Annotated in this window: 22 protein-coding genes; 18 read left to right on the top strand and 4 right to left on the bottom strand. The window is 60.7% G+C overall.

Annotated elements, in window-relative coordinates; genetic code table 11:
- Positions 1-10: 10 nt before the first annotated feature.
- From EE36_RS14230 to miaA, 3 genes are all read right to left on the bottom strand, one after another.
- Entirely contained in the window at positions 11-1,096 is a 1,086-nt protein-coding gene (locus EE36_RS14230; RefSeq protein ID WP_005853395.1) for an ABC transporter permease, read from the bottom strand.
- A gap of 261 nt (positions 1,097-1,357) precedes the next feature.
- Positions 1,358-2,146 (bottom strand): AraC family transcriptional regulator, encoded by a 789-nt coding sequence (locus EE36_RS14235; protein WP_005853398.1) that lies wholly within the window; start codon positions 2,144-2,146, stop codon positions 1,358-1,360.
- 103 nt (positions 2,147-2,249) lie between these two features.
- Entirely contained in the window at positions 2,250-3,140 is an 891-nt protein-coding gene (gene miaA, locus EE36_RS14240) for a tRNA (adenosine(37)-N6)-dimethylallyltransferase MiaA (RefSeq protein ID WP_005853400.1), read from the bottom strand.
- A 99-nt stretch (positions 3,141-3,239) separates the two neighbouring features.
- On the opposite strand from miaA, the gene pyrH reads away from it, so the two are divergent.
- From pyrH to lpxB, 13 genes are all read left to right on the top strand, one after another.
- Positions 3,240-3,968, top strand: coding sequence for a UMP kinase (gene pyrH / locus EE36_RS14245; RefSeq protein WP_009826990.1), 729 nt, complete (start codon positions 3,240-3,242; stop codon positions 3,966-3,968).
- Positions 3,969-4,067: 99 nt separating this feature from the next.
- Positions 4,068-4,631, top strand: a complete 564-nt coding sequence (frr, locus tag EE36_RS14250; RefSeq protein ID WP_005853404.1) for a ribosome recycling factor — start codon at positions 4,068-4,070, stop codon at positions 4,629-4,631.
- A 63-nt stretch (positions 4,632-4,694) separates the two neighbouring features.
- Positions 4,695-5,438 (top strand): polyprenyl diphosphate synthase, encoded by a 744-nt coding sequence (gene uppS / locus EE36_RS14255; RefSeq protein ID WP_005853406.1) that lies wholly within the window; start codon positions 4,695-4,697, stop codon positions 5,436-5,438.
- A gap of 23 nt (positions 5,439-5,461) precedes the next feature.
- Entirely contained in the window at positions 5,462-6,256 is a 795-nt protein-coding gene (locus EE36_RS14260; RefSeq protein WP_005853409.1) for a phosphatidate cytidylyltransferase, read from the top strand.
- 10 nt (positions 6,257-6,266) lie between these two features.
- Positions 6,267-7,439, top strand: a complete 1,173-nt coding sequence (dxr, locus tag EE36_RS14265; RefSeq protein ID WP_005853411.1) for a 1-deoxy-D-xylulose-5-phosphate reductoisomerase — start codon at positions 6,267-6,269, stop codon at positions 7,437-7,439.
- Between the two features lie 4 nt (positions 7,440-7,443).
- Positions 7,444-8,796 (top strand): RIP metalloprotease RseP, encoded by a 1,353-nt coding sequence (rseP, locus tag EE36_RS14270; protein ID WP_039911979.1) that lies wholly within the window; start codon positions 7,444-7,446, stop codon positions 8,794-8,796.
- Between the two features lie 121 nt (positions 8,797-8,917).
- Positions 8,918-9,040: a hypothetical protein gene (locus EE36_RS17765; RefSeq protein ID WP_005853414.1), complete on the top strand. Its 123-nt coding sequence runs from the start codon at positions 8,918-8,920 to the stop codon at positions 9,038-9,040.
- Positions 9,041-9,290: 250 nt separating this feature from the next.
- The gene (bamA, locus tag EE36_RS14275) at positions 9,291-11,561 is read left to right on the top strand and encodes an outer membrane protein assembly factor BamA (RefSeq protein ID WP_039912291.1); all 2,271 of its coding nucleotides are present in this window, start codon (positions 9,291-9,293) and stop codon (positions 11,559-11,561) included.
- 7 nt (positions 11,562-11,568) lie between these two features.
- On the top strand, positions 11,569-12,120 hold the full coding sequence (locus EE36_RS14280; RefSeq protein WP_005853418.1) for an OmpH family outer membrane protein: 552 nt from the start codon (positions 11,569-11,571) through the stop codon (positions 12,118-12,120).
- 68 nt (positions 12,121-12,188) lie between these two features.
- On the top strand, positions 12,189-12,647 hold the full coding sequence (gene fabZ, locus EE36_RS14285) for a 3-hydroxyacyl-ACP dehydratase FabZ (RefSeq protein ID WP_005853421.1): 459 nt from the start codon (positions 12,189-12,191) through the stop codon (positions 12,645-12,647).
- Positions 12,647-13,429, top strand: coding sequence for an acyl-ACP--UDP-N-acetylglucosamine O-acyltransferase (gene lpxA, locus EE36_RS14290; RefSeq protein WP_005853423.1), 783 nt, complete (start codon positions 12,647-12,649; stop codon positions 13,427-13,429). The genes fabZ and lpxA overlap by 1 nt, the downstream gene beginning before the upstream one ends.
- Positions 13,429-14,220 carry an LpxI family protein gene (locus tag EE36_RS14295; protein WP_005853425.1) on the top strand — a complete coding sequence of 264 codons (792 nt, stop codon included), beginning with the start codon at positions 13,429-13,431 and terminating at the stop codon, positions 14,218-14,220. The genes lpxA and EE36_RS14295 overlap by 1 nt, the downstream gene beginning before the upstream one ends.
- Complete coding sequence (lpxB, locus tag EE36_RS14300) at positions 14,217-15,374, top strand: lipid-A-disaccharide synthase (protein ID WP_039911983.1); 1,158 nt, start codon at positions 14,217-14,219, stop codon at positions 15,372-15,374. Before EE36_RS14295 ends, lpxB begins: the two co-directional genes overlap by 4 nt.
- A 106-nt stretch (positions 15,375-15,480) precedes the next feature.
- On the opposite strand, the gene mnmA is transcribed toward lpxB, so the two are convergent.
- Positions 15,481-16,623: a tRNA 2-thiouridine(34) synthase MnmA gene (gene mnmA, locus EE36_RS14305; RefSeq protein ID WP_005853429.1), complete on the bottom strand. Its 1,143-nt coding sequence runs from the start codon at positions 16,621-16,623 to the stop codon at positions 15,481-15,483.
- A gap of 166 nt (positions 16,624-16,789) precedes the next feature.
- On the opposite strand from mnmA, the gene EE36_RS14310 reads away from it, so the two are divergent.
- The 5 genes from EE36_RS14310 to EE36_RS17770 all read left to right on the top strand — a co-directional run bounded on the left by EE36_RS14310 (position 16,790) and on the right by EE36_RS17770 (position 22,405).
- Complete coding sequence (locus tag EE36_RS14310) at positions 16,790-17,068, top strand: DUF1153 domain-containing protein (RefSeq protein ID WP_005853430.1); 279 nt, start codon at positions 16,790-16,792, stop codon at positions 17,066-17,068.
- A 97-nt stretch (positions 17,069-17,165) separates the two neighbouring features.
- Positions 17,166-17,885 (top strand): response regulator transcription factor CtrA, encoded by a 720-nt coding sequence (ctrA, locus tag EE36_RS14315; RefSeq protein ID WP_005853432.1) that lies wholly within the window; start codon positions 17,166-17,168, stop codon positions 17,883-17,885.
- Between the two features lie 85 nt (positions 17,886-17,970).
- Entirely contained in the window at positions 17,971-20,091 is a 2,121-nt protein-coding gene (ligA, locus tag EE36_RS14320; RefSeq protein WP_005853435.1) for an NAD-dependent DNA ligase LigA, read from the top strand.
- Positions 20,088-22,178 carry an ATP-dependent DNA helicase RecG gene (gene recG / locus EE36_RS14325; RefSeq protein WP_005853437.1) on the top strand — a complete coding sequence of 697 codons (2,091 nt, stop codon included), beginning with the start codon at positions 20,088-20,090 and terminating at the stop codon, positions 22,176-22,178. The genes ligA and recG overlap by 4 nt, the downstream gene beginning before the upstream one ends.
- A gap of 98 nt (positions 22,179-22,276) precedes the next feature.
- Positions 22,277-22,405: a hypothetical protein gene (locus EE36_RS17770; protein ID WP_005853439.1), complete on the top strand. Its 129-nt coding sequence runs from the start codon at positions 22,277-22,279 to the stop codon at positions 22,403-22,405.
- Positions 22,406-22,552: the final 147 nt, after the last annotated feature.

Below are 22,552 nucleotides of genomic sequence, written 5' to 3' on the forward strand. Positions count from 1 at the left end.
CATTGTCTCCTCAGGTGATCCGGATGCGCGGGTTCAGCACGACATAACCGATGTCCGAGATCAGCTGCGTTGTCAGCACCACGATCACCGACACGACCGACACGGCCAGCAACAGCTCGATGTCATTATTCGACGCGGCGCGGACCAACAGCCAGCCGAAGCCCTTGTAGTTAAAGAGGGTCTCGACGATGACGACTCCGTTCAGAAGCCACGGGATTTGCAGCATGATTACCGTGAACGGCGCGATCAGTGCGTTGCGCAGGGCGTGTTTCAGGACGATGTTGCCAAAGCTCACCCCCTTCAGCCGCGCCGTGCGGATGTACTGCGCGGTCATCACCTCGGTCATCGAGGCACGGGTCATGCGCGCGATATAGCCCATCCCGTAAAGCGAGATGGTCAGCACCGGCAAAAAGAAATTCCAGAAGGTCGCGTCTTTCATCGCACTGGCGGCGGAGCCCAGAAACAGCGTTTTGCTGTCGATCCAGCCCCAGTCGGCCAGCAGAGGCGACAACCCAAATCGCGACGAGGCGAGCAGGGCGATGAACACGACACCAGACACATATTCAGGCGTCGCGGTTGTCAGGATTGAAAAGGTCGACAGGGTCCGGTCCGTCCGCGACCCTTCGCGCATCCCCGCCAGCACGCCCACAATCAGCGCCATCGGCACCATCAGCAGGATCACGCAGCCCATCAACTTGCCCGTCAGCGCCAACCGGGTCAGGACAGTGGGGCCGACATCCTCTTGGAAAACAGTGGAAAATCCCCAATCCCCTTGCAAGATACCGCAAAAGCTGCGGCGGTCGTCCTCGGGCGTGTCCTTGGTAAAGCACCGCCCGAAACTGGTGCCGTCATCCTCTTGCGTCACCCATCCGGGCATGACGCCCAGCCATTGGCCGAATTTGACCGGCAGCGGGTCAAGATAGCCGCGATCCCCCAGATAGCTTGCGACCGCTTCGTCCGACATGCGGAAGTTGCCTTGGGTCTTGGCGAGCTTTTCGAGGTTCGGATAGAGGTTCGTCAGCCAGAACACGATAAAGGTCAGGCATAGCGCTGTTACCACCATCACGCCCAAACGGCGCAATATGAAAATACCCATGTGATGACCCTGTTGCGCGGCGGTACGGCGGCACCTTGAAGGCGCGCGGCTGCGTTTGAATTTGTCGCAGCGCGGTCCGGCTTTTGCCGATACGTTGCGCGCTGCGCGGCTCCCTTATTGTCCGCTTTCGGCCATGACATGGGCGGTGCGGATGCGTTTTTCTTGAATACCAGTCAGCCACAGGTCGCGGTGGCAGGTCAACTCGGTACTTTGGAAATGGGCGCTACCCCGAGCGTCCTTGCAGCCACCGGCCCCGACGCGTCAGGCCGCCGTTGCCCGCAGACGCGAGGGTGTGAGGCCCGTGTGTTGCTGCATGAACCGTGTGAAATAGGCGGCAGAACCAAAGCCGAGGTGGCGCGCGATATCCTGTGCGGAATGCTCTGTCGTGCCAAGCAGGTGCCGTGCCTCATGCACCACCCGTTCGGTCAGGATATCCGCCGCAGTCTTGCCGGTGGCGGATTTTACGGCCCGTGACAGATGCGTCGGCGTGACCTCCAGGCTTTCGGCATAGTGCGCCATCGGCGCGCCGCTGCTGTAGTGTTCGCAGACCATCTGGCAGAACCGCGCGCTGAGCCGTGCGGCGGCGTTGCGCCGGTTGGGCACATGTTCGTCCTGCATAATCTGGCGCCGCAGCCAGACCGACATCAGCGCCGCGTGCCCCTCTAGCGCGTCATGATACAGCGGGCGCTTGGCCTGTTGTTCGCGCTGCGCGGCTTCGATCAGGCCGGTCAGTTCGGTCTGGGCCTGCACATCCCGAATACGCAGGTGGCGCGGCATTTGGGGCAGGCGCAGCTCGGTGCCGTCGGGGATCACCACCGCTTGCCCGATGCCCTGCCGCCCCATATCAAGGGCAAAGAGCGCACGGGCAGGGATAAACACCGCGTTATGCGCCCCCAAGCCGCGCCGCTGGCCGTCAAGCTGCAGCAACCCCTGACCGCGGGTGATCCAGATCAGCATATGCACAGGCCGGTCATGACAAAGCTGCACGCGCCAGTCCTGCCCTTGCGATAGTTGCGCCAGTGTCAGCAATTCGATCGTGTTCTCTGTCATTGCATGACCCTATCAGCAAAAGACAAGTAAACACTATCGTTATACAGAGATACGGAAAGATAAAGGCAGTAAAAGATAATTTCGCCGTTTTGGCAGCCGCGTGCTACCCCGGCACATATTGCAGCCAATCGGCGGTGTTCTTGCGCATCCACGTGCGCTGCCGTTTGGCATACTGCCGTGTCGCGATGATGGCATCCTGTCGCGCTACGTCAAGCGGTGTTACGCCGTCAAGGTAGCGCATCAGCTCGGGTGCGCCGATGGCACGGTGCGCGGGCAGGGTGGGGTCGTAATCGGGGCGCACGGCGGCAACTTCGTCCAGCGCGCCTTGGTCCAGCATCTGGTCAAAGCGACGGATGATCCTGTCGTTCAGCCAGTCCTTCGACGCGGCAACGGCAACAGGCTGACAGCGCTCCATCGGCAGGACGGGCGGCGGCGTATCATCTTGCCACGCGGCCAGCCCGCGCCCTGTGGCTTGCTGCACCTCCCACGCACGCTGGACACGCATGGGGTTATAAAGATCGATGCGGCGCGCCGTCTCTGGATCAAGCGCGTCGATCATCGCTGCGCGGGTCATGGTGTTGCCCGCGTCGCGCACCGCATCGGGGGTCGGCGGAATGTCCACCAGCCCCTTGGTCAGCGCCGCGAAGTAAAGCCCCGTGCCACCGACAATGATCGGGCGTGCGGGCTGGCGCAGCACCTCGGTCACCTCGCGCAGCCAGTGGCCGACCGAATAGGGGTCGTGTGCTGCGACATGGCCATACATCAGATGCGGTGCCAAGGCCTCTTCCTCGGCTGGCGGGCGGGCCGAGATCACGCGCCAGCAGCCGTAGACCTGACTGGCATCCGCGTTCACAATCACCCCGCCCTGAGCCTGCGCAATCGCAAGCGCCAGCGCCGATTTACCCGAGGCCGTGGGCCCCGCAATCAGGACAGGCGCGACAGGGTCGATAGAGGAAACCACGTCAGAGACGCGGGACAGCGGGGCATCTGGCATTTCTTTGCGTGAACCTCTGACGGAGCATTGAATGTTTGCGCTATTTGCGACATTTTACGGCGCAATGAAAACCCCTCCCACACCCTGAAAGGTGCGCCCATGCCCGAGAGCCAGTCAAAAGTAACATTCAACCGGGTCATGCTGAAGATTTCAGGCGAAGCATTGATGGGCGATCAGGGGTTCGGGCTGAACCCGCCAACCGTGCAACGCATCGCGAATGAGGTCAAATCGGTTCACGATCTTGGCGTCGAAATCTGCATGGTCATCGGGGGCGGCAATATCTTCCGCGGGCTGCAAGGATCGGCCCAGGGGATGGAACGTACCACCGCCGATTATATGGGGATGCTGGCCACCGTGATGAACGCGCTGGCGATGCAATCCGCGCTGGAGGAACTGGGCATCCACACGCGGGTGATTTCCGCGATCACAATGAACGAGGTCGCCGAACCCTATATTCGCCGCCGCGCCGTGCGCCACCTTGAGAAAAAGCGCGTGTGCATCTTTGCCGCGGGCACCGGCAACCCCTATTTCACCACTGATACCGCCGCGACCCTGCGCGCCAATGAAATGGCTTGCGAAGCGATCTTCAAGGGCACCAAGGTCGATGGTGTCTATGATAAAGACCCCGCCAAATTCGACGATGCGGTCCGCTATGATGCCGTCAGCTATGACGACGTGCTGCAAAAGCGCTTGGGGGTCATGGATGCCTCTGCCATCGCCTTGGCGCGCGACAACAACCTTCCGATCATCGTCTTCTCTCTGGACGAGCCGGGCGGCTTCAAGGGGATTCTCGCGGGCGAGGGCACATACACACGGGTTCAGGGCTAGGCCCCAACCTACGATAGATGCGGGGCTCCCTATACAAGGGGGGCTTGATCGCGTTATATCGGTTCAAATCTAGATAGTTACAAAACCACCGGGGACATCATGTCAGACGATTTTATGCTGGACACAGACGATCTTGAGCGGCGCATGAACGGCGCAATCGCATCGTTGCGCACCGAATTTGCCTCTTTGCGCACAGGCCGCGCGTCCGCCTCTATGCTGGAGCCTGTGATGGTCGACGCCTACGGCAGCAGCACGCCGATCAACCAGGTGGGCACCGTCAACGTGCCCGAGCCGCGGATGGTCACCATCAACGTCTGGGACAAGGCGCTGGTCGGCAAGGTCGAAAAGGCGATCCGTGAATCCGGTCTGGGTATCAATCCGCAGTTGAACGGCACGATCATCATGCTGCCGATCCCCGAGCTGAACGAGGAACGCCGGACCCAGCTGACCAAGGTCGCGGGGCAATATGCCGAAAGTGCCCGTGTATCGATCCGTAACGTGCGCCGCGACGGTATGGACCAGATCAAGAAAGCCAAGGCCGACGGCATGTCGGAAGACGATCAGAAAGTCTGGGAGGGTGAGGTTCAGGACATGACCAACAAGTTCATCGCCCAGATCGACGAGCAGCTTGAAAGCAAACAAGCCGAGATCATGCAGGTTTAAGTACCTTACTCGATGCGCGCGACCCCAGGGTCCGCGCATCGGCCTGCAGTTCGATAAGGATAGATGATGCCTGCTGCGACCGACCAGACCTTCCAGCTTGTCCCAGGGGCACCGCGCCATGTTGCGATCATCATGGACGGAAACGGCCGTTGGGCGACCCAGCGGGGGCGTCCGCGTCTGTTCGGGCATCACGCCGGTGCCAAGCGTGTGCGCGAAATCGTCGAGGCATGCCCCGATTTCGGCGTCGAATATCTGACGATCTTTGCCTTCTCGACCGAGAACTGGAAACGTACTCAGGTCGAGGTGGCGGGGCTCATGAGCCTGTTCCGCCGCTATATCACCAAAGAGACCAAGGCGCTGAAAGCCAAGGGCGTGCGCGTCCGATTTATTGGTGACCGTGTCCGGCTGGATGCGAAACTGGTCAAGCTGATGAATGTGCTAGAGGCAGAGACGGCGGAAAACACCCGTACCCATCTGACGATTGCCCTGAACTACGGCGGTCGCGACGAGGTCGCGCGCGCGACGCAGCGGCTGGCGCAGGACGTTGCAGCGGGTCTGCTCAGCCCTGAGGACGTCGACGAAGAAACCCTGCCGCGCTATCTGGACACCCATGTATTGCCGGACCCCGATCTGGTGATCCGCACCAGTGGCGAGGCGCGGATATCGAACTTTCTGCTGTGGCAATCCGCCTATGCGGAATATGAATTCATTGATACGCTCTGGCCCGACTTCACCAAGGCCGAGTTTGGCAATCTTTGTGCGGCCTTTGGTAATCGCGACCGGCGCTTTGGTGCCGTGTCCTCCTGATCGTACGACGAAAGGAAAGCACTATGACACCTTCTTCGGAACGCTGGTCCGACCTCACGGCGCGCGTCGGTTCGGCGCTGGCGATGATCGTGGTCGGTCTGGGTGGTATCTATCTGGGCGGGCCCGTGTTCCACGTTCTCGTCGCGATCATTTGCGGCGTCATGGCGTGGGAACTGGTGGGGATGTTGAACCCGTCAAACCGCGGTGCGCGGATGCAGATGGGCTTGCTGGTGGGCGCGGCGACGCTCGCCGCGATCTACCTGCCCGTGGGCTTTGCCCTGCCGGTGCTGCTGGCCCCCGCGTTGGTGGGCTTTGGCCAGTTGGAAAAGCACCGCACCATTTTCATGTGTTTCACCGTGATGATCATGCTGGCCGGTTTCGGGCTGACGCAAGTCCGCGATGATTTCGGCTTTGGCTGGCTGATGTGGCTGGTGTTGGTTGTGGTGATCACCGATGTCGTTGGCTATTTCGCCGGACGTGCCATCGGGGGGCCGAAGTTCTGGCCCAAGGTCAGCCCCAAGAAAACATGGTCCGGCACGGCTGCGGGCTGGATCGGGGCGGCGGCTGTCGGTTTCCTGTTCTCGATCAACACCGGTGTAGGCTTGCAGCTGGTCGGTGTCTCTGTCGCCATGTCGATGGCGTCGCAGATGGGAGATATGGCGGAATCCGGGATGAAGCGTCGCTTGGGGGTCAAGGACAGCTCTAACCTGATCCCCGGTCATGGTGGTTTGCTGGATCGGTTCGACGGTATGCTGGGGGCGGCGCTGTTCCTGCTGATCATTGGTCGTTTCCTGACCATCACCCCCGCGCTAAGCTGATCCCCACCCCATGAAGAAAGTCAGTATTTTCGGGGCCACGGGCTCTATCGGGCAGAACACCATTGATCTGATCGCGCGCGCCCCCGACGCCTATGATGTCGTCGCGTTGACCGGTGCCAGCAATATCGCGCAGCTGGCCGAAGATGCGCAGCGGTTGAACGCGCAGCTTGCCGTCACGGCCCATGAGCATCTGCTGGACGACCTGCGCGACGCGCTATCGGGCACGGGGGTAGAGGCCGCCGCCGGAACACAAGCCATCAACGAGGCCGCCGCACGCCCCGCCGATTGGGTCATGTCCGCCATCATCGGGGCAGCGGGTCTGGCACCGGGGGTGGAGGCCTTGAAACAAGGCGCGACGCTGGCCCTTGCGAATAAAGAGTCGCTGGTCTGCGCCGGTCAGCTGATGCTGGATACGGCCATGGCACATGGGGCCACCATGCTGCCGGTCGATAGCGAACATTCCGCCGTTTTTCAGGCTCTGATCGGCGAGGATATCTTGGCGGTGGAACGGATCATCATCACCGCCAGCGGCGGGGCGTTTCGCGATTGGCCGCTGGAAAAGCTCGCCGATGCCACGCTAGAGCAGGCGTCGAGCCATCCGAATTGGGATATGGGCCAGCGCATCACCATCGACAGCGCGTCAATGTTCAACAAGGCGATGGAAGTCATTGAAACGCGTGAATATTTTCGCGTGGACCCCGGCCAGATCGAAGTATTGGTGCATCCGCAGTCGATGATCCATGCGCTGGTGGGGTTCAACGATGGTGCCTTGATGGCGCATATCGGCCCGCCCGACATGCGCCACGCCATCGGCTTTGCCCTGCATCACCCCGACCGAACGCATTTGCCGGTAGAACGGCTGGATCTGGCAAAGATCGGCAGTTTTGACTTCCGCGCCCCCGATGACATCCGTTGGCCCGCCCTGCGCCTCGCGCGCGAGGTGATGGCGCGTGGTGGCATGGCCGGTGCGGTGTTCAACGCCGCCAAAGAGGTCGCGCTGGACGGGTTTATCGGCGGCAAGCTGCGCTTTCCCCAGATGGCAGAGATCGTCGAAGACACGATGGAAGCGCTTTTCCCTGACAATGGGGTGATCGATGCGGCCATCACACTTGATAACGTCGCACAGGTGGACCATCTGGCAAGGCAGGCCGCATGGGCCGCAATAACAAAGAGGGCAGGGTAGAGTTTTGGATATTATGGCATTGATTCCGCAGTTTGGCGGGCTGATCTGGACGCTTCTGGCTTTTGTGATTGCCCTGTCGGTGATCGTCGCGATCCATGAATACGGTCATTATATCGTCGGACGCTGGTCCGGCATCCATGCCGATGTCTTCTCTCTCGGGTTTGGCCCTGTGATCTACAGCCGCTACGACAAACGCGGCACCAAGTGGCAGATCGCGGCGCTGCCCTTTGGCGGCTACGTGAAATTCGCGGGCGATGCGGATGCGGCCTCGGGCAAGGATGTGGCCGCGATGGAAGCGGCCGAGGCGGACCCGAAGCGGTTGCGTGCCACCATGCATGGTGCGCCGCTATGGGCGCGTGCAGCCACGGTCGCTGCGGGGCCGGTTTTCAACTTTGCCCTGTCCATTCTGGTTTTCGCGGCCATCGGCCTGTCGGTCGGCGTTCCGCGTGACCCGATGACCGTCGGGGAATTGCACCCGCTGCCGTTTGAACAGAATGAACTGGTGGAAGGGGACGAGATCGTCTCTATCGGCGGGGTGACCCTGCCGCCGGTGTCCGATGCCACCGCCTATGCCGATGCTTTCGCCAGCATCCCGCTGGACCAGCCGCTGCCCTATGAGGTGAACCGTGGCGGGGACGTCGTGACGGTGGATGGGCCTTACGTCATGCCATCGCTGGTCAAGCAGGTGATGCCGCAATCCGCGGCCTATGAGGCCGGACTGAAAAGCGGCGATGTGATCACCTCGGTCGACGGGGCAGAGATTTTCGCCTTCCGCCAGTTGAAGACCGCTGTTGAAGCGTCTGAAGGCACGCCGCTTGAACTTGATATCTGGCGCGATGGGCAAATGCTGGACATCACCCTACGCCCCAAAGTGACGGACGAACCGCAGCCAGACGGCAGCTTCAAGTCGCAGATGCGCATTGGCATTGTGGGCGGCACCGCCTTTGACACCGCCACGACGAACCCTGGCGTGCTTACAGCGCTCTGGGGTGGGGTAGAGAACACAGGCCGGATCATCAGCGGGTCGCTGTCGGGTCTCAAGCATATGATCGTCGGCAATATCAGCACCTGTAACCTGAGCGGTCCGGTGGGGATCGCGCAAACCTCTGGCGCGATGGCGTCGCAGGGCGCGCAAAGCTTCATCTACTTTATCGCGGTGCTGTCGACGGCGGTCGGTCTGCTGAACCTCTTCCCGATTCCGGCGTTGGATGGCGGGCATCTGGTGTTCTACGCCTATGAAGCCGTGACCGGCAAACCACCCAGCGATGGCGCGTTGCGCATCCTGATGACCATTGGTCTGACCTTGGTACTGGGGTTAATGGTCTTTGCCTTGGGTAACGATTTATTCTGCCCTTAGGCGATATTTTGCCGCCTAAAAGGGGGGTAAAAAGTTACAAAAGTCTTATTGCTGCCTTAATTGGTCAAACGAGCGCCGCAATCGCCTGCGATATTCGATCCAAGTTACAAAGGATACGAGTATGCAGACGTTCAAGACAAGTTACCGCGGTTTGAGCCTTTTGGTTGATCTGAACTGGGACCGCGCTTTGTACTTCGGCTTCCTGATCATCGCGCTGACCGCCGGCGCGTGGATCGGCGCGTAACGCCGTTCTCTCTCCCTCTCCAGGTGCCCTCCCGCACTCTATCGTGATCCAACTGGCCGTCATACACACTATATAGGTGTATGGCGGTCTCTTCGTTTTGACAAAGGCCGCTAACCTGTCTAGTCAGGACGAAAGAGTTTTTTGACAGCGGGTAGGGCAAATGATGCACAACGACAGGTGGAATAAGCCCACCGAAACAGCGGTTTTCACTCCTTTTGCGAAATCCTTGCGCAGCGCTTCTTTTTGCGTAATGTTATCAGTCGCTTGGCTGGTTCCAGCGCCACATGCTGACGCGCAAAGCTATCAGTTCAACACAGTTCAGATCGACGGCAACGAACGGATCGGCGACAGCGCCATCCTAAGCCGCGCAGGAATCGCACGCGGTCGGGCGATCAGCGCGGGCGAATTGAATGATGCTTACCAGAACCTTCAGGCGTCCGGCCTGTTTGAAAGCGTCGCGCTTGAACCGCGCGGCGGGACATTGGTGATTACGGTCGTAGAATTCCCCACGATCAACCGCATCAGCTTTGAAGGCAACGCGCGCATCGACGACGAAGCGCTGGCGTCGGTCGTTGATTCAGACGAACGCCGCGTCTTTAACCCGACCCAAGCCGAAAAAGACGCCAATGCCATCGCGCAGGCCTATAGCAACGACGGCCGTATCGCCGCCCGCGTCCAGCCCAAGGTCATCCGCCGCGACCAGAACCGCGTTGATCTGGTGTTTGAAGTTTTCGAAGGCGACAACGTCGAGATTGAACGCCTGAGCTTTGTCGGCAACCGCCAATATTCGGACCGTCGTCTGCGCCGCGTGCTGGGAACCAAGCAAGCGGGCCTGTTCCGCCGTCTGATCAAACGCGACACTTTTGTGCCCGAACGCATCGAGGCCGACCAGCAGATGCTGCGCGATTTCTACCTGTCGCGCGGCTATGTCGACATGCGCATTTCGGCGGCGAACGCTCAGCTCACCGAAGAACGCGACGGCTATTTTGTGCAGTTCAACGTGCAAGAGGGGCAACAGTTCAAGTTCGGCGAACTGACCGTGACCTCGACCATCAACGGGGTGAACGCCGACGATTATCGTGGCGTAATCAAGACCAAATCCGGTGCCGTCTATTCGCCGTCGCTGGTCGAGACGGATATCGCCCGGATGGAACGCAAAGCCATCCGTGACGGCGTTGATTTTCTGCGGGTAGAACCGGTTGTCACGCGCAATGATCGCGACCTGACGCTGAACGTCGAATATCGCATCTCTCGTGGTCCACGTGTCTTTGTCGAACGGATCGACATCGAAGGGAACACCACCACGCTTGACCGCGTTGTACGCCGTCAGTTCGATAGCGTAGAGGGTGACCCGTTCAACCCGCGCGAGATCCGTGAAAGCGCCGAGCGTATCCGCGCTCTTGGTTATTTTGAAAGCGCCGAAGTCAACGCCCGCGAGGGGTCTTCCCCCGAGCAGGTCGTCGTTGACGTGAATGTTGTGGAACAGCCGACAGGCTCGCTCAACTTCGGTGGGTCGTTCTCGTCCAGTGACGGGATCGGCGTCGCGGTCAGCTTCGCCGAGGATAACTTCCTGGGGCGCGGCCAGAAGCTCAAGCTGACGGTCAGCACGGCTGAAGATGCACAGCGCTATGGCTTCAACTTTATCGAGCCGAGCCTCTTGGGGCGTGATGTGGCGTTCGGCCTGAACCTCGATTACGCCGAAACAAGCTCGTCCTATAACTCGTTCGACACCGAACGTATCGTCTTCCAGCCGACCCTGTCGTTCCCTGTCAGCGAAAACGGGCGGTTGAGCCTCAACTATACCTATGACGATCTTGAGATGTCAGAGCGGGACGATACCACAACCGGTTTCGTCGTTGCTAATGACATCGCCGCGGGCCGTCAGGTGACCTCTTCGATCGGGTATAACTACAGCTACGACACCCGCCGCGCCGGTCTGGACCCGACATCGGGTGTGCTGCTGCAATTCGGGCAGGATTTCGCAGGTCTAGGGGGGGACACGAAGTTCGTGAAAACCACCGCCAAAGCCATCGGCGAAAAGCGTATCTTCAACGAGGAAGTCACCCTGCGTGCCACCTTGCAAGGTGGGGCATTGGCATGGAGCGAAGGCAACAACCGCGTTTCCGACCGCTTCTTGATCGGCCCATCGATCATGCGCGGCTTTGAAACCGGCGGCATCGGCCCGCGCGATCAAAGCAACGGCTCTGACGACTCCCTTGGGGGTAACCTCTTTGTGGTTGGTAGTCTTGAGGCGGAATTCCCGCTGGGCCTGCCCGAAGAATACGGCATCAGCGGCGGCGTCTTCTATGATGTCGGAAACGTCTGGAACCTCGACGATGTAGAGATCCCCACGGGCTCGTCTATCGTTGGTGAATCCGGTTCGTTCCGCCACGTGATCGGTGTCTCGCTCTTCTGGGATACGCCTGTTGGTCCCTTGCAGTTCAACGTCTCTAAAGCCTTGAAAAAAGAGGACTATGACGAAGAACAGAAGTTCGAAGTGACCCTGCGGACCGATTTCTGAGGCCGTTATGAAACTGCGGGCACTCTTGATTTGCCTTCTGCCGGTACTGCCCCTCGCGGCGGTGCCGGTTTTTGCACAACAGCAGTCTGAACGGCGCGTGGTGCAAAGCCCGATCCTGACCATCGATTCAGATCGTGTGTTCAATGAAAGCGCCTTTGGTCTGCGGGTGGCGGATGACTTGGAAACCCAAAGCGCTGAAATCTCTGCCGAAAACCGTCTGATTGAAGCGGATTTGAAGGCCGAAGAGCGCAAGCTCACCGATCAGCGCAGCAAGCTCAGCCCCGATGCCTTCAGCGGGCTGGCGGATGCCTTTGACGAAAAGGTGCAGAAAACCCGCGCGGCGCAAGCGGCAAAGGGGCGGGCGTTGAACGAATTGGTCGAGAAAGAGCGCCAAGTGTTTCTGGCCGCTGCGGGCCCTGTGTTGGAACAGATGATGCGTGAAGCCGGGGCGGCCGTGATCCTTGAACGCCGGTCGGTCTTCGTCAGCGCCAACGCCATCGACATCACCGACGAAGCCATAGAGCGGCTTGACGCGTCGGTCGGCAGCGGCAAGAACTGATCCCCCCGCTTGCCCATGGCCGCCAGAATTGGTAGCCAGCATACAGCTTTTAACAGACAGGACATGCAATGACTGACACCCTGCCAAGTGCCGATATCCAGATGATCCAGCGGATCATTCCGCACCGCTATCCCTTTTTGCTGGTCGATAAAGTGGTCGATATCCAGGGCACGCAAAGCGCTGTCGGGATCAAGAATGTCACGATGAACGAACCGCATTTTCAGGGGCATTTCCCCGGCATGCCGATTATGCCCGGCGTCACCATCGTAGAGGCGATGGCGCAGACCGCTGCGGTGATGGTTGGTGTCACGCTGGAAATGGCGGATAAGGACATGAAGGTCTATTTCATGGCCATCGATAAATGCAAATTCCGCCGCAAGGTCGTTCCCGGTGACGTCGTCCGGATGGAGCTGAACACCCTGCGCGGCAAACCCGGCGGTAAAGTCTGGAAATTCGGCGGCGTCGCGTCGGTCGAGGGCGAAATGGCGGCCGAGGTTGAATTCACTGCGATGATGGACCTGTCCTGATGGGCAACATCCACCCAAGCGCCGTGATCGAGGAAGGGGCGCAGATAGCGGCCTCTGCCAAGGTCGGCCCGTTCTGCGTCATCGGCCCTCGGGTCGTTCTGCATGACAACGTTGAGGTGAAGTCCCACGCCATCGTCACCGGCGACACCGAAGTCGGCGAAGGTACGGTGATCTTTTCCTTCGCGGTGATCGGTGAAATCCCCCAAGACCTTAAGTTCAAAGGGGAATCCAGCCGCCTCGAGATCGGCAAACGCAACCGTATCCGCGAACATGTCACCATGAACGGCGGCACCGAAGGCGGTGGCGGCGTGACCAGGATCGGCGATGACGGGCTGTTTATGGCGGGCTGTCACATCGCCCATGATGCGATCCTTGGCGATCGGGTGATTGTTGTGAACAACGCCGCTGTCGCGGGCCACTGCATCATCGAAGACGATGTCCTGATCGGCGGGCTGGCCGGTATCCACCAATTCGTGCGCATCGGTCGCGGGGCCATCATCGGCGCTGTGACGATGGTAACGAATGACGTGATCCCCTACGGTCTGGTGCAAGCGCCGCGTGGGGTCTTGGACGGGCTTAACCTTGTCGGGCTCAAGCGTCGCGGTGTCACCCGCGCCGACATCACGGCCCTTCGCGCGGCGTTCCAGATGCTGGCGCAGGGCGAGGGGACATTCCACGACCGCGCCCGTCGTTTGGGCGAGGAAACCGGCAGCGATTACGTCCGCGAGATCGTCGATTTCGTGCTGGCCGACACGGGCCGTCACTTTCTGACACCGGGTTGATGTTGGCGCTGATCGCAGGGGGCGGCGGACTGCCTCAACGGGTGGCCGGCGCGCTGGCCGATGCGCCTTTGATCTGCGCCTACGAGGGGACGACACCCGTCGGGCTGGAGCCTGATCTGGTGTTCCGGCTTGAGACGCTTGGCACTTTGCTGGCCGAGCTGACCGCGCGCAACGTGACGCAGGCGTGTTTCTGCGGCGCCGTGGCACGGCCGTCCTTCGATCCGTCCAAACTGGATGCGGCAACGCTGCCCTTGGTGCCGGTCTTCCAGAAAGCCCTTGCCGCGGGGGACGACGGTGCCCTGCGCGCCTTGGTCGATATTTTCCAGACAGCGGGGCTGACCGTCGTTGCCGCGCATGACCTCGCGCCCGACTTGATGGCGCGCGAACGCGTGCTTAGCCAGCGTCAGCCGGATGCGCAGATGCGCGATGACGCCGCGCGCGGTGCTGCCTTGGTGCGCTGCCTTGCGCCGATGGATGTGGGGCAATGCTGCGTTGTCGGGCAGGGGCAGGTCATGGGGATCGAGGCGATTGGCGGCACAGATCACTTGCTGTCAACCCTGCCTGATCGTGCGCGCTTGGCCAGCGCGGTGCTGTTTAAGGGTCCGAAACCGGGCCAAAGCCATCTTGTCGATATGCCCACCATCGGGCCCGACACCCTGCGCCGCGCCCATGAGGCAGGGCTGGCGGGTGTCGTGATCGAGGCGGGGTCCGTCATTCTTCTGGAGCCAGACGCCTGCGTCGCCTTGGCGGATGAATTAGACCTCGTGCTATGGGCAAGGGCTGCGACATGAAGGTGTTCATCATCGCGGGCGAACCTTCGGGTGACCGATTGGGGGGCGCGCTGATGGCAGGGCTGAAATCCCTGCGCTCCGACATCACCTTTGACGGGATCGGCGGGACAGATATGGCCGCCGAAGGGCTGAGCAGCCGTTTTGATATGTCCGAACTGTCTGTCATGGGCATCGCCGAGATCCTGCCGAAATACAAATCCCTGATGGCGCGGATCAACGAGACGGCGCAGGCCGTCATTGACGCCAAGACCGATGTGATGATCACCATCGACAGCCCCGATTTCTCGCTCCGCGTGGCCAAGCGGGTCAAGGCGGCGTCGGATATTCGCACGGTGCATTATGTCGCGCCCACAGTCTGGGCCTGGCGTCCCGGGCGCGCGAAAAAGATGGCGCGGTATATCGATCACGTGCTTGCGCTTTTCCCCTTCGAGCCGCCCCTGATGGAGGCCGAGGGCATGGCCTGCGATTTCGTTGGGCATCCCGTGGTCGGAGAGAAAATCGCCACACACCGCGAAGCCGCTGCCTTTCGTCAAGCGCATGAGATCGGCGATGCCCCCCTGATGCTCGTCCTGCCCGGATCTCGTCGGTCAGAGGTGGCGCGTCTGTCGGATGTGTTCGGCGATGCGGTGGCCCGTTTTGCCCGGACACATCCTGATCTGCGCGTGGTCATTCCCGCCGCTGGTCCTGTGGCAGACGCGGTGATTGCGCAGACCCAAGGCTGGACGGTGCGCCCCATCGTGCTGGACCCGCGTGCAGGCAGCAGGGAGGAAGGTGCCGCGATGAAACAAGCGGCTTTTGCCGCCGCGGACGTGGCACTTGCGGCCTCTGGCACCGTGTCGCTGGAACTCGCCGCCGCATCGCTGCCGATGGTGATCGCCTACCGGATGAACTGGCTCAGCTTCCGTCTGATCAAGGCGATGGCGCTGATTGATACGGTGACTTTGGTGAACCTTGTGTCCGACACGCGCGTCGTGCCGGAGTTTCTGGGCCCCGATTGCACCGCCGATAAGATCGCTGGCGGTTTGGCGCATGTCTTTGCGCATCCCGAAGATCAAAAGGATGCGATGGCGCTGACGATGGAGCGGCTCGGCAAGGGGGGCGAGAGCCCGGGCCTGCGCGCGGCGCGGGCGGTATTAGCAAAGCTAAAGGTCTAGAGACTGGCTATAGAGTAAAATGAGGGCGGTGCCGCTCAAACTCACAACCCTATATGAGGGGCGCTGCCCCTCAAACTCCCCGGGATTTTAAACCATTTGGAAGGGGTTAGCCTTTGTGGATCCAGCCGCCGCCGAAGATGCGGGTGCTTTCGGGGTCGTAGAAGACGCAGGCCTGACCCGGCGAGATCCCTTCCTCGGGGGTGAGCAGCTCTACCGTGGCTTCGGTATCCGAGATCGGACGCAGGATCGCGTCTGTCGGAGGGCGGGTAGAGCGTACGCGCACAGCAATGGGCCATTCGCTTTGCGACATGAGCGGGGTGTCACCGAGCCAGTTAATCTCTTTCACGGGCACGGTACGGGTGGCCAGCATCGATTTCGGCCCCACGACGACCTGCGCGTTATCCGCATCAAGTTTCACCACATAGAGCGGGTCGGCCAAGCCGCCGATACCAAGGCCACGGCGCTGCCCGATGGTGTAGTTGATCACCCCGTCATGCTGGGCCAGTACATTGCCGTCGGTGTCGACGATATTGCCGGGGTTGGCGGCTTCGGGGCGCAGTTTGCGGATCACCGAGGCGTAGTCGCCATTCGGAACAAAGCAGATATCCTGGCTGTCGGGCTTGTCCGCCACGCTCAGCCCGTATTTCGCCGCCAGCGCCCGCGTGTCGTTTTTTGACGGCAGGTGGCCAAGGGGGAAACGCAGATAGTCCAACTGTTCGGGCGTGGTCGAGAACAGAAAGTAACTTTGATCACGATTGGCATCGGCGGCGCAATGCAGTTCGGCCCCGTCGGGGCCCATCTTGCGCTGGATATAGTGACCGGTCGCCATGCAATCGGCATCCAGATCCTTGGCCGTTTCCAGCAGATCCTTGAACTTCACCCGTTCGTTACAGCGGATGCAGGGCACGGGCGTGGCCCCGCCCAGATAGCTATCGGCGAATTCGTCAATCACGGCGTCCTTGAACACGTTTTCATAATCCAAAACGTAATGCGGGAACCCCATGGATTCCGCGACGCGCCGCGCATCATGGATATCGATGCCCGCACAGCAAGCCCCTTTGCGCGCCAGTGCCGCACCGTGGTCATATAGCTGCAGGGTGACGCCGACGACGTCATAGCCTTCCTCGGCCAGCATGGCGGCGACCACGGAACTGTCGACACCGCCCGACATCGCCACAACGACGCGGGTGTCGGCAGGTGCTTTGGCAAAGCCCAACGAATTGAGCGGCGGGGTGCGATCAAGCGGCATGAGAATACTCCGGGAGGTTTGAGGCTTAATATAGGAAAATTAGCGGTACTCTCAAGGGGCGACTTCACGGGTCGTTAACATGCGGCGACCTAGCCTGCACCGGATCAAGAACGGGCCGTGAACAGTGGGCGCGTCTTATGTGTAAGGGGTGAAAAGGGGAAAACGAGTGTATTTGAAAAAGGTCGAACGACCCAGGGCGGTGACCTTGCCCGACGGGTCCAGCTTTAGCCTTGCGGATCTGCCGGATCGCAATACCCGCCGGTGGGTCGCATCGCGCAAGGCTGCGGTGGTGCGTGGCGTGCTATACGGGCTGATCACTGAGGCGGAAGCGGAAGAACGCTATGGTGTGGGGCGGGCTGAATTTGTCGAATGGGTGCGCGCAGTCTCTGAACATGGGGAAGCGGCTTTGCGGGCCACAGCGCTACAAAAGTATAGACAACTTTAAGTTGCTCGCCTAACAAGTTGAGCACCATTAACGAGTGGTTAAACTATTTTTTTCACGGTGCCTTTTATACCAAATCCATTTGAGCGGAGTGAGACACATGCGAATTTTGTTGGTCGAAGATGACCCAACCACCTCCAAAAGCATCGAACTGATGCTGACCCATGCCAACCTGAACACCTATACCACCGATCTGGGGGAAGAGGGCATCGATCTGGCAAAGCTCTATGACTACGATCTGATCCTGCTGGATCTCGATCTGCCGGATATGAATGGGCATGACGTCTTGCGCCAGTTACGGCTGAGCAAGATCCAGACGCCGATCCTGATCCTCTCAGGCTCTGACGACACAGAGAACAAGATCAAGGGGTTCGGGTTTGGTGCTGATGACTATCTGACCAAACCTTTCCACCGCGAAGAACTGGTGGCGCGGATCCATGCGATCATCCGGCGGTCCAAGGGCCATTCGCAATCGGTGATCAACGTCGGGCGCGTGTCGGTCAATCTGGACGCCAAATCGGTGACCGTGGGGGATAAGCCCGTGCATCTGACCGGCAAGGAATACCAGATGTTCGAACTGCTGAGCCTGCGCAAAGGGTCGACCCTGACGAAAGAGATGTTCCTCAACCATCTTTACGGCGGCATGGATGAACCCGAGCTCAAGATTATCGATGTTTTCATCTGCAAATTGCGTAAAAAGCTTAGCAATGCCACGGGCGGCGAGAATTACATCGAAACGGTCTGGGGCAGGGGCTATGTGCTGCGCGATCCGGCCACCATGGGCTACCCCGAACAGGAAAGATTGGCCGTCGGCGGCTAGCCAAAAAGGCAAGGGAAATATTCTAGACGCGGGGGAGTTCCCTGCGTATCTAGACCCCAGTTGAAACAGCAGGCTGGGGCTTACCGTGACTGATAAAACCGCACTTCAGGAGCTTTCCGAAGAGGAGGCCAAAGCCGAATTGGCGCGGTTGGCTGACCTGTTGGGGCGGGCGAATACGGCCTATCACACGCAGGACGCGCCCGACCTGTCAGACGCGGAATATGATCGCCTGAAACGTCGCAATCAAGCGATTGAGGAGCGGTTCCCCGGCCTCAAACGCGCTGACAGCCCCAGTGACAAGGTCGGTGCCACCCCGGCGGAAGGGTTCGGCAAGGTTCGGCATGACGTGGCGATGCTGTCCTTGGGCAATGCCTTTGAGGATGAGGATGTTGTCGATTTCGATGCGCGCATCCGCAAGTATCTGGGGCTGCCGAGCGGGACGCCGCTGGCCTTCACCGCAGAGCCCAAGATTGACGGGCTGTCGCTGTCGCTGCGCTATGAAAACGGGGAGCTGGTGCAGGCCGCGACCCGTGGGGATGGTGCCGTCGGGGAAAACGTCACCGCCAATGCGCGCACGATCGATACCATTCCGACACGGATCAAGGGCGCACCGGCGCTGCTTGAGGTGCGCGGCGAAGTCTATATGCGCCACGACGATTTTGATGCGCTGAACGCCCGACAGACGGCCAATGGCGGCAAGACCTTTGCTAATCCGCGCAACGCCGCCGCCGGATCCTTGCGCCAGCTGGATCCCGAGATTACCCGCGCACGGCCGCTGGCGTTTTTCGCCTATGCCTGGGGGGCCTTGTCCGCGCCGCTGGCCGAATCGCAGTTTCAGGCGATAGAGCGGCTTAAGGCATTCGGGTTTGACACTAACCCGCTGACGACGCTCTGCGACGGCCCACAAGAGATGATCGCGCATTACCGCAAGATCGAAGAGCAACGCGCGACGCTTGGCTATGACATCGACGGCGTCGTCTACAAGGTGAACGATCTGGGGTTGCAAGACCGGCTTGGCTTTCGCTCAACCACCCCCCGTTGGGCAATTGCGCATAAATTCCCTGCGGAACTCGCCTGGACCCGGCTGGAGGATATCACCATTCAGGTCGGCCGCACCGGTGCCCTGTCGCCTGTAGCGCGGTTGCATCCGGTGACCGTGGGGGGCGTCGTTGTCTCGAATGCGACGCTCCATAACGAGGATTATATCAAAGGGCTCGACAGTAAGGGGGCCCGTATCCGCGAGGGCAAGGATATCCGCGTCGGCGACTGGGTGCAGGTCTACCGTGCAGGGGACGTGATCCCCAAGATCGCGGATGTGGACCTTGGCAAGCGACCCGAGGACGCTAGAGCCTATGTCTATCCAACGACCTGCCCGGAATGTGGCAGCGATGCCATCCGCGAGGAAGGCGATGCGGTGCGTCGCTGTACGGGTGGTTTGATCTGCCCTGCCCAAGCCGTTGAAAAGCTGAAACATTTCGTATCGCGCGCGGCTTTTGATATTGACGGTCTGGGCGCGAAACAGGTTGAACAATTCTATGGCGATGGCTGGATCGCGGAACCGGCGGATATCTTCACGCTCAAGACCCGCTATGGCAGCGGCATGCAGCAGCTCAAGAACCGCGAAGGCTGGGGCGAGAAATCTGCCGATAAACTGTTTCAGGCGATTGAGGATAAACGCAAAATTTCCCTGTCGCGGCTGATCTTTGCGCTTGGCATCCGCCATGTGGGCGAAGCGGCGTCAAACCTGATCGCGCAGCATTACGGCAGCTGGACCGCGTTCGAGGCTGCGATGGGGCATGCAAAATCCGGGGATGGTCCCGCCTGGGACGATCTGATCGGTGTGGACGGCGTCGGTCAGGTCATGGCGCAAAGCCTGGTAAGCACCTTTGCCCAAGAGGCCGAGCGTGCCTCGATCGACCGGCTGGTAACGGAACTGTCGGTGCAGGATGTGGCGCTCCCCGATACCGAAGGGTCCCCCGTGGCGGGAAAAACCGTGGTCTTCACCGGCACGCTTGAAAAAATGACCCGCGCCGAAGCGAAGGCGCGCGCCGAACGTTTGGGGGCCAAGGTCTCTGGCTCGGTCAGTGCGAAAACCGATATTCTGGTCGCGGGGCCGGGGGCTGGCTCCAAGGCCAAGAAAGCGGCGGATCTGGGCATTCAGACATTGGACGAGGACGGCTGGCTTGCGCTGATCGACGGCGCATGACGGGCCGGCCCGAGGCGCTTTTCCCCCTCTTTGCCAAGCTCGAAACGCTGGAAGGGGTCGGGCCGAAGACCGCGCAGAACTTTGCCCAGCTTGGGGTGATGGCCCCGCGGGACCTGTTGTTTACGCTGCCGTATTCCGGCATCGACCGACGGCTGCAGCCCAGTGTGAAGGATGCGATCCTGCCTGCCACTGTCACCGTGGCGGTCACCGTTGGCGCGCATCGGGCACCTGCAAACAAGGGCGGGGCCTACCGTATTCATGTCGAAGACAGCGCCACCGCCTTTCAGCTGGTCTTCTTTCACGCGCGCGGGGATTACTGGAAGCGACAGATGCCCGAAGGGTCACGGCGCGTGGTGTCGGGGCGGGTAGAGCTTTTTGACGGCATTCCCCAGATGGTGCACCCGGATTTCGTCGTGCCCGAGGCCGAGGCGGGCGATATCCCGACGTTTGAACCGGTCTACCCGCTGACCAGCGGGATCACGCAAAAGCTGATGTATAAGGCCACGCGGGCCGCATTGTCGCGGGTGCCAGAGGTTGGCGAATGGATTGATCCTAATCAGAAAAACCAAGAGAACTGGCCTGATTTTCCCGATGCGCTGCAACAGGCGCATGCCCCGAACGACATGGCTGACCTTTCTGCCGCGGCACCAGCGCGGGCGCGGCTGGCCTATGATGAATTGCTCGCCCATCAACTGACGCTTGCCCTTGCGCGCGCCAAGGACCGGCGGAAGGCGGGGCGCAAGACGGTTGGGGATGGCCACCTGCAGCAGCGCGTGCTTGGCGCATTGCCCTATGCGCCCACCGGTGCACAGACCCGCGCCATCGCCGAGATTGCAAAGGACATGGCCAGCGGGGCGCGCATGAACCGCTTGCTGCAGGGGGATGTGGGCGCGGGCAAAACGCTGGTCGCCTTCATGGCATTGTTGCGGGCGGTCGAGGCAGGCGGGCAGGGCGTGCTGATGGCCCCGACAGAAATCCTTGCGCGTCAACACCTTGAGGGCTTGCGCCCCCTGGCCGAACAGGCGGGTGTGGTGCTTGAGCTCTTGACCGGACGCGATAAAGGGCCCGAACGGCGCGCCAAGCTGAGCGCGCTGGAAAGCGGCGCGATCCAGATCCTTGTGGGCACCCATGCGGTGTTTCAGGCCGATGTCGCCTTTGGCGATCTGCGCCTTGCGGTGGTGGATGAACAGCACCGTTTTGGGGTGCGCCAGCGGCTTGAGCTTGGCAAAAAAGGGCAGGCCGTCGATGTTTTGGTCATGACCGCGACGCCGATCCCGCGGTCGCTGGCCCTCGCGCAATATGGCGATATGGACGTTTCTGTGCTGGATGAAAAGCCGCCCGGGCGCAAACCCATCCGCACCGCCCTGATTGCCACCGACCGGATGGAGGAGGTCGTGACCCGCTTGCGCGCCGCCATCAGCGAAGGGCGGCAATGCTATTGGGTGTGCCCGCTGGTCGAAGAAAGCGAGGTCAGCGATCTGATCGCCGCAGAAGCGCGGTTCAAACACCTGCGTGCGGCATTGGGCGAAGGCGTGGTCGGGCTGGTCCATGGGCAGATGCCGCCCGCCGATAAGGACGCGGCCATGCGTGCCTTTCAGCAAGGGCAGACCAAGCTGCTGGTCGCCACCACGGTGATCGAGGTGGGCGTCGACGTGCCGAACGCCAGCATCATCGTGATCGAGCGCGCCGAAAGTTTCGGGCTGGCACAGCTGCACCAGCTGCGCGGGCGCGTGGGACGGGGGCAGGCGGCCTCTACCTGCTTGCTGATGTATCAAGCCCCGCTCAGCGAAAGCGGCCGCCAACGGCTGGAGGTTTTGCGCGAAAGCGAGGATGGGTTTGTGATCGCCGAGACGGACCTGAAGATGCGCGGGACCGGTGATCTGATCGGCACGGCGCAATCCGGCGTACCGCGGTTTCGGGTGGCGGATCTGGAGAAACAGGCGGCTTTGATGCAGGTCGCCCAATCGGATGCGCGCGCCTTGCTGGCTGTGGACCCTGATCTGACCACCCCGCGCGGCAAAGCCGCCCGGTTGTTGTTGTGGCTGATGCGCCAGGATGAGGCGATCCGTTTGATATCAGTGGGTTAGCAATTTAATCCCATTTTGTTCTCTTTTGTTCTCATAAAGTTCTTTACACAGGGGTTTGAAAATGAGAACAAATAGGCAACGGAAACGGGAGAACGCAAATGACCACGATCCTTACAGTCAAAGCCATTGCCAAACGGTCGAAAGACACGCTGTTGCAAGATGCCGCAGGGGCGGCTGCCTTGGTTGTCATCCTCGTGGTCGGTCTGCACCTTCCCGCCTTCGTTTGACTTCTGCCTGCGTAAACCGTGTTGTTTTGATCTAGCCCGCGCATCTGTCCCAAACTCTATGCGTTGGCGAAGTCCGCAATACCTTCGTCCCTGTGCCCGAGTTGTCCCCTCTGTCACGGATCAAAACGAGCCTTCACGGTCACCGCA

The sequence above is a fragment of the Sulfitobacter sp. EE-36 genome, from assembly GCF_000152605.1.
In the GTDB taxonomy this organism is placed as follows: Bacteria; Pseudomonadota; Alphaproteobacteria; order Rhodobacterales; family Rhodobacteraceae; genus Sulfitobacter; species Sulfitobacter pontiacus.

What these genes read in the sequence shown, in the direction of transcription:
- fabZ (WP_005853421.1), top strand. Translation starts at nt 12,189, where the DNA reads ATGACTGACACCCTGCCAAGTGCCGATATCCAGATGATCCAGCGGATC.
- frr (WP_005853404.1), top strand. Translation starts at nt 4,068, where the DNA reads ATGTCAGACGATTTTATGCTGGACACAGACGATCTTGAGCGGCGCATG.
- EE36_RS14230 (WP_005853395.1), bottom strand. Translation starts at nt 1,096, where the DNA reads ATGGGTATTTTCATATTGCGCCGTTTGGGCGTGATGGTGGTAACAGCG.
- dxr (WP_005853411.1), top strand. Translation starts at nt 6,267, where the DNA reads ATGAAGAAAGTCAGTATTTTCGGGGCCACGGGCTCTATCGGGCAGAAC.
- miaA (WP_005853400.1), bottom strand. Translation starts at nt 3,140, where the DNA reads ATGCCAGATGCCCCGCTGTCCCGCGTCTCTGACGTGGTTTCCTCTATC.
- recG (WP_005853437.1), top strand. Translation starts at nt 20,088, where the DNA reads ATGACGGGCCGGCCCGAGGCGCTTTTCCCCCTCTTTGCCAAGCTCGAA.
- EE36_RS14280 (WP_005853418.1), top strand. Translation starts at nt 11,569, where the DNA reads ATGAAACTGCGGGCACTCTTGATTTGCCTTCTGCCGGTACTGCCCCTC.
- lpxB (WP_039911983.1), top strand. Translation starts at nt 14,217, where the DNA reads ATGAAGGTGTTCATCATCGCGGGCGAACCTTCGGGTGACCGATTGGGG.
- pyrH (WP_009826990.1), top strand. Translation starts at nt 3,240, where the DNA reads ATGCCCGAGAGCCAGTCAAAAGTAACATTCAACCGGGTCATGCTGAAG.
- EE36_RS17765 (WP_005853414.1), top strand. Translation starts at nt 8,918, where the DNA reads ATGCAGACGTTCAAGACAAGTTACCGCGGTTTGAGCCTTTTGGTTGAT.
- EE36_RS17770 (WP_005853439.1), top strand. Translation starts at nt 22,277, where the DNA reads ATGACCACGATCCTTACAGTCAAAGCCATTGCCAAACGGTCGAAAGAC.
- EE36_RS14260 (WP_005853409.1), top strand. Translation starts at nt 5,462, where the DNA reads ATGACACCTTCTTCGGAACGCTGGTCCGACCTCACGGCGCGCGTCGGT.
- EE36_RS14295 (WP_005853425.1), top strand. Translation starts at nt 13,429, where the DNA reads ATGTTGGCGCTGATCGCAGGGGGCGGCGGACTGCCTCAACGGGTGGCC.
- bamA (WP_039912291.1), top strand. Translation starts at nt 9,291, where the DNA reads ATGTTATCAGTCGCTTGGCTGGTTCCAGCGCCACATGCTGACGCGCAA.
- lpxA (WP_005853423.1), top strand. Translation starts at nt 12,647, where the DNA reads ATGGGCAACATCCACCCAAGCGCCGTGATCGAGGAAGGGGCGCAGATA.
- uppS (WP_005853406.1), top strand. Translation starts at nt 4,695, where the DNA reads ATGATGCCTGCTGCGACCGACCAGACCTTCCAGCTTGTCCCAGGGGCA.
- EE36_RS14235 (WP_005853398.1), bottom strand. Translation starts at nt 2,146, where the DNA reads ATGACAGAGAACACGATCGAATTGCTGACACTGGCGCAACTATCGCAA.
- mnmA (WP_005853429.1), bottom strand. Translation starts at nt 16,623, where the DNA reads ATGCCGCTTGATCGCACCCCGCCGCTCAATTCGTTGGGCTTTGCCAAA.
- ctrA (WP_005853432.1), top strand. Translation starts at nt 17,166, where the DNA reads ATGCGAATTTTGTTGGTCGAAGATGACCCAACCACCTCCAAAAGCATC.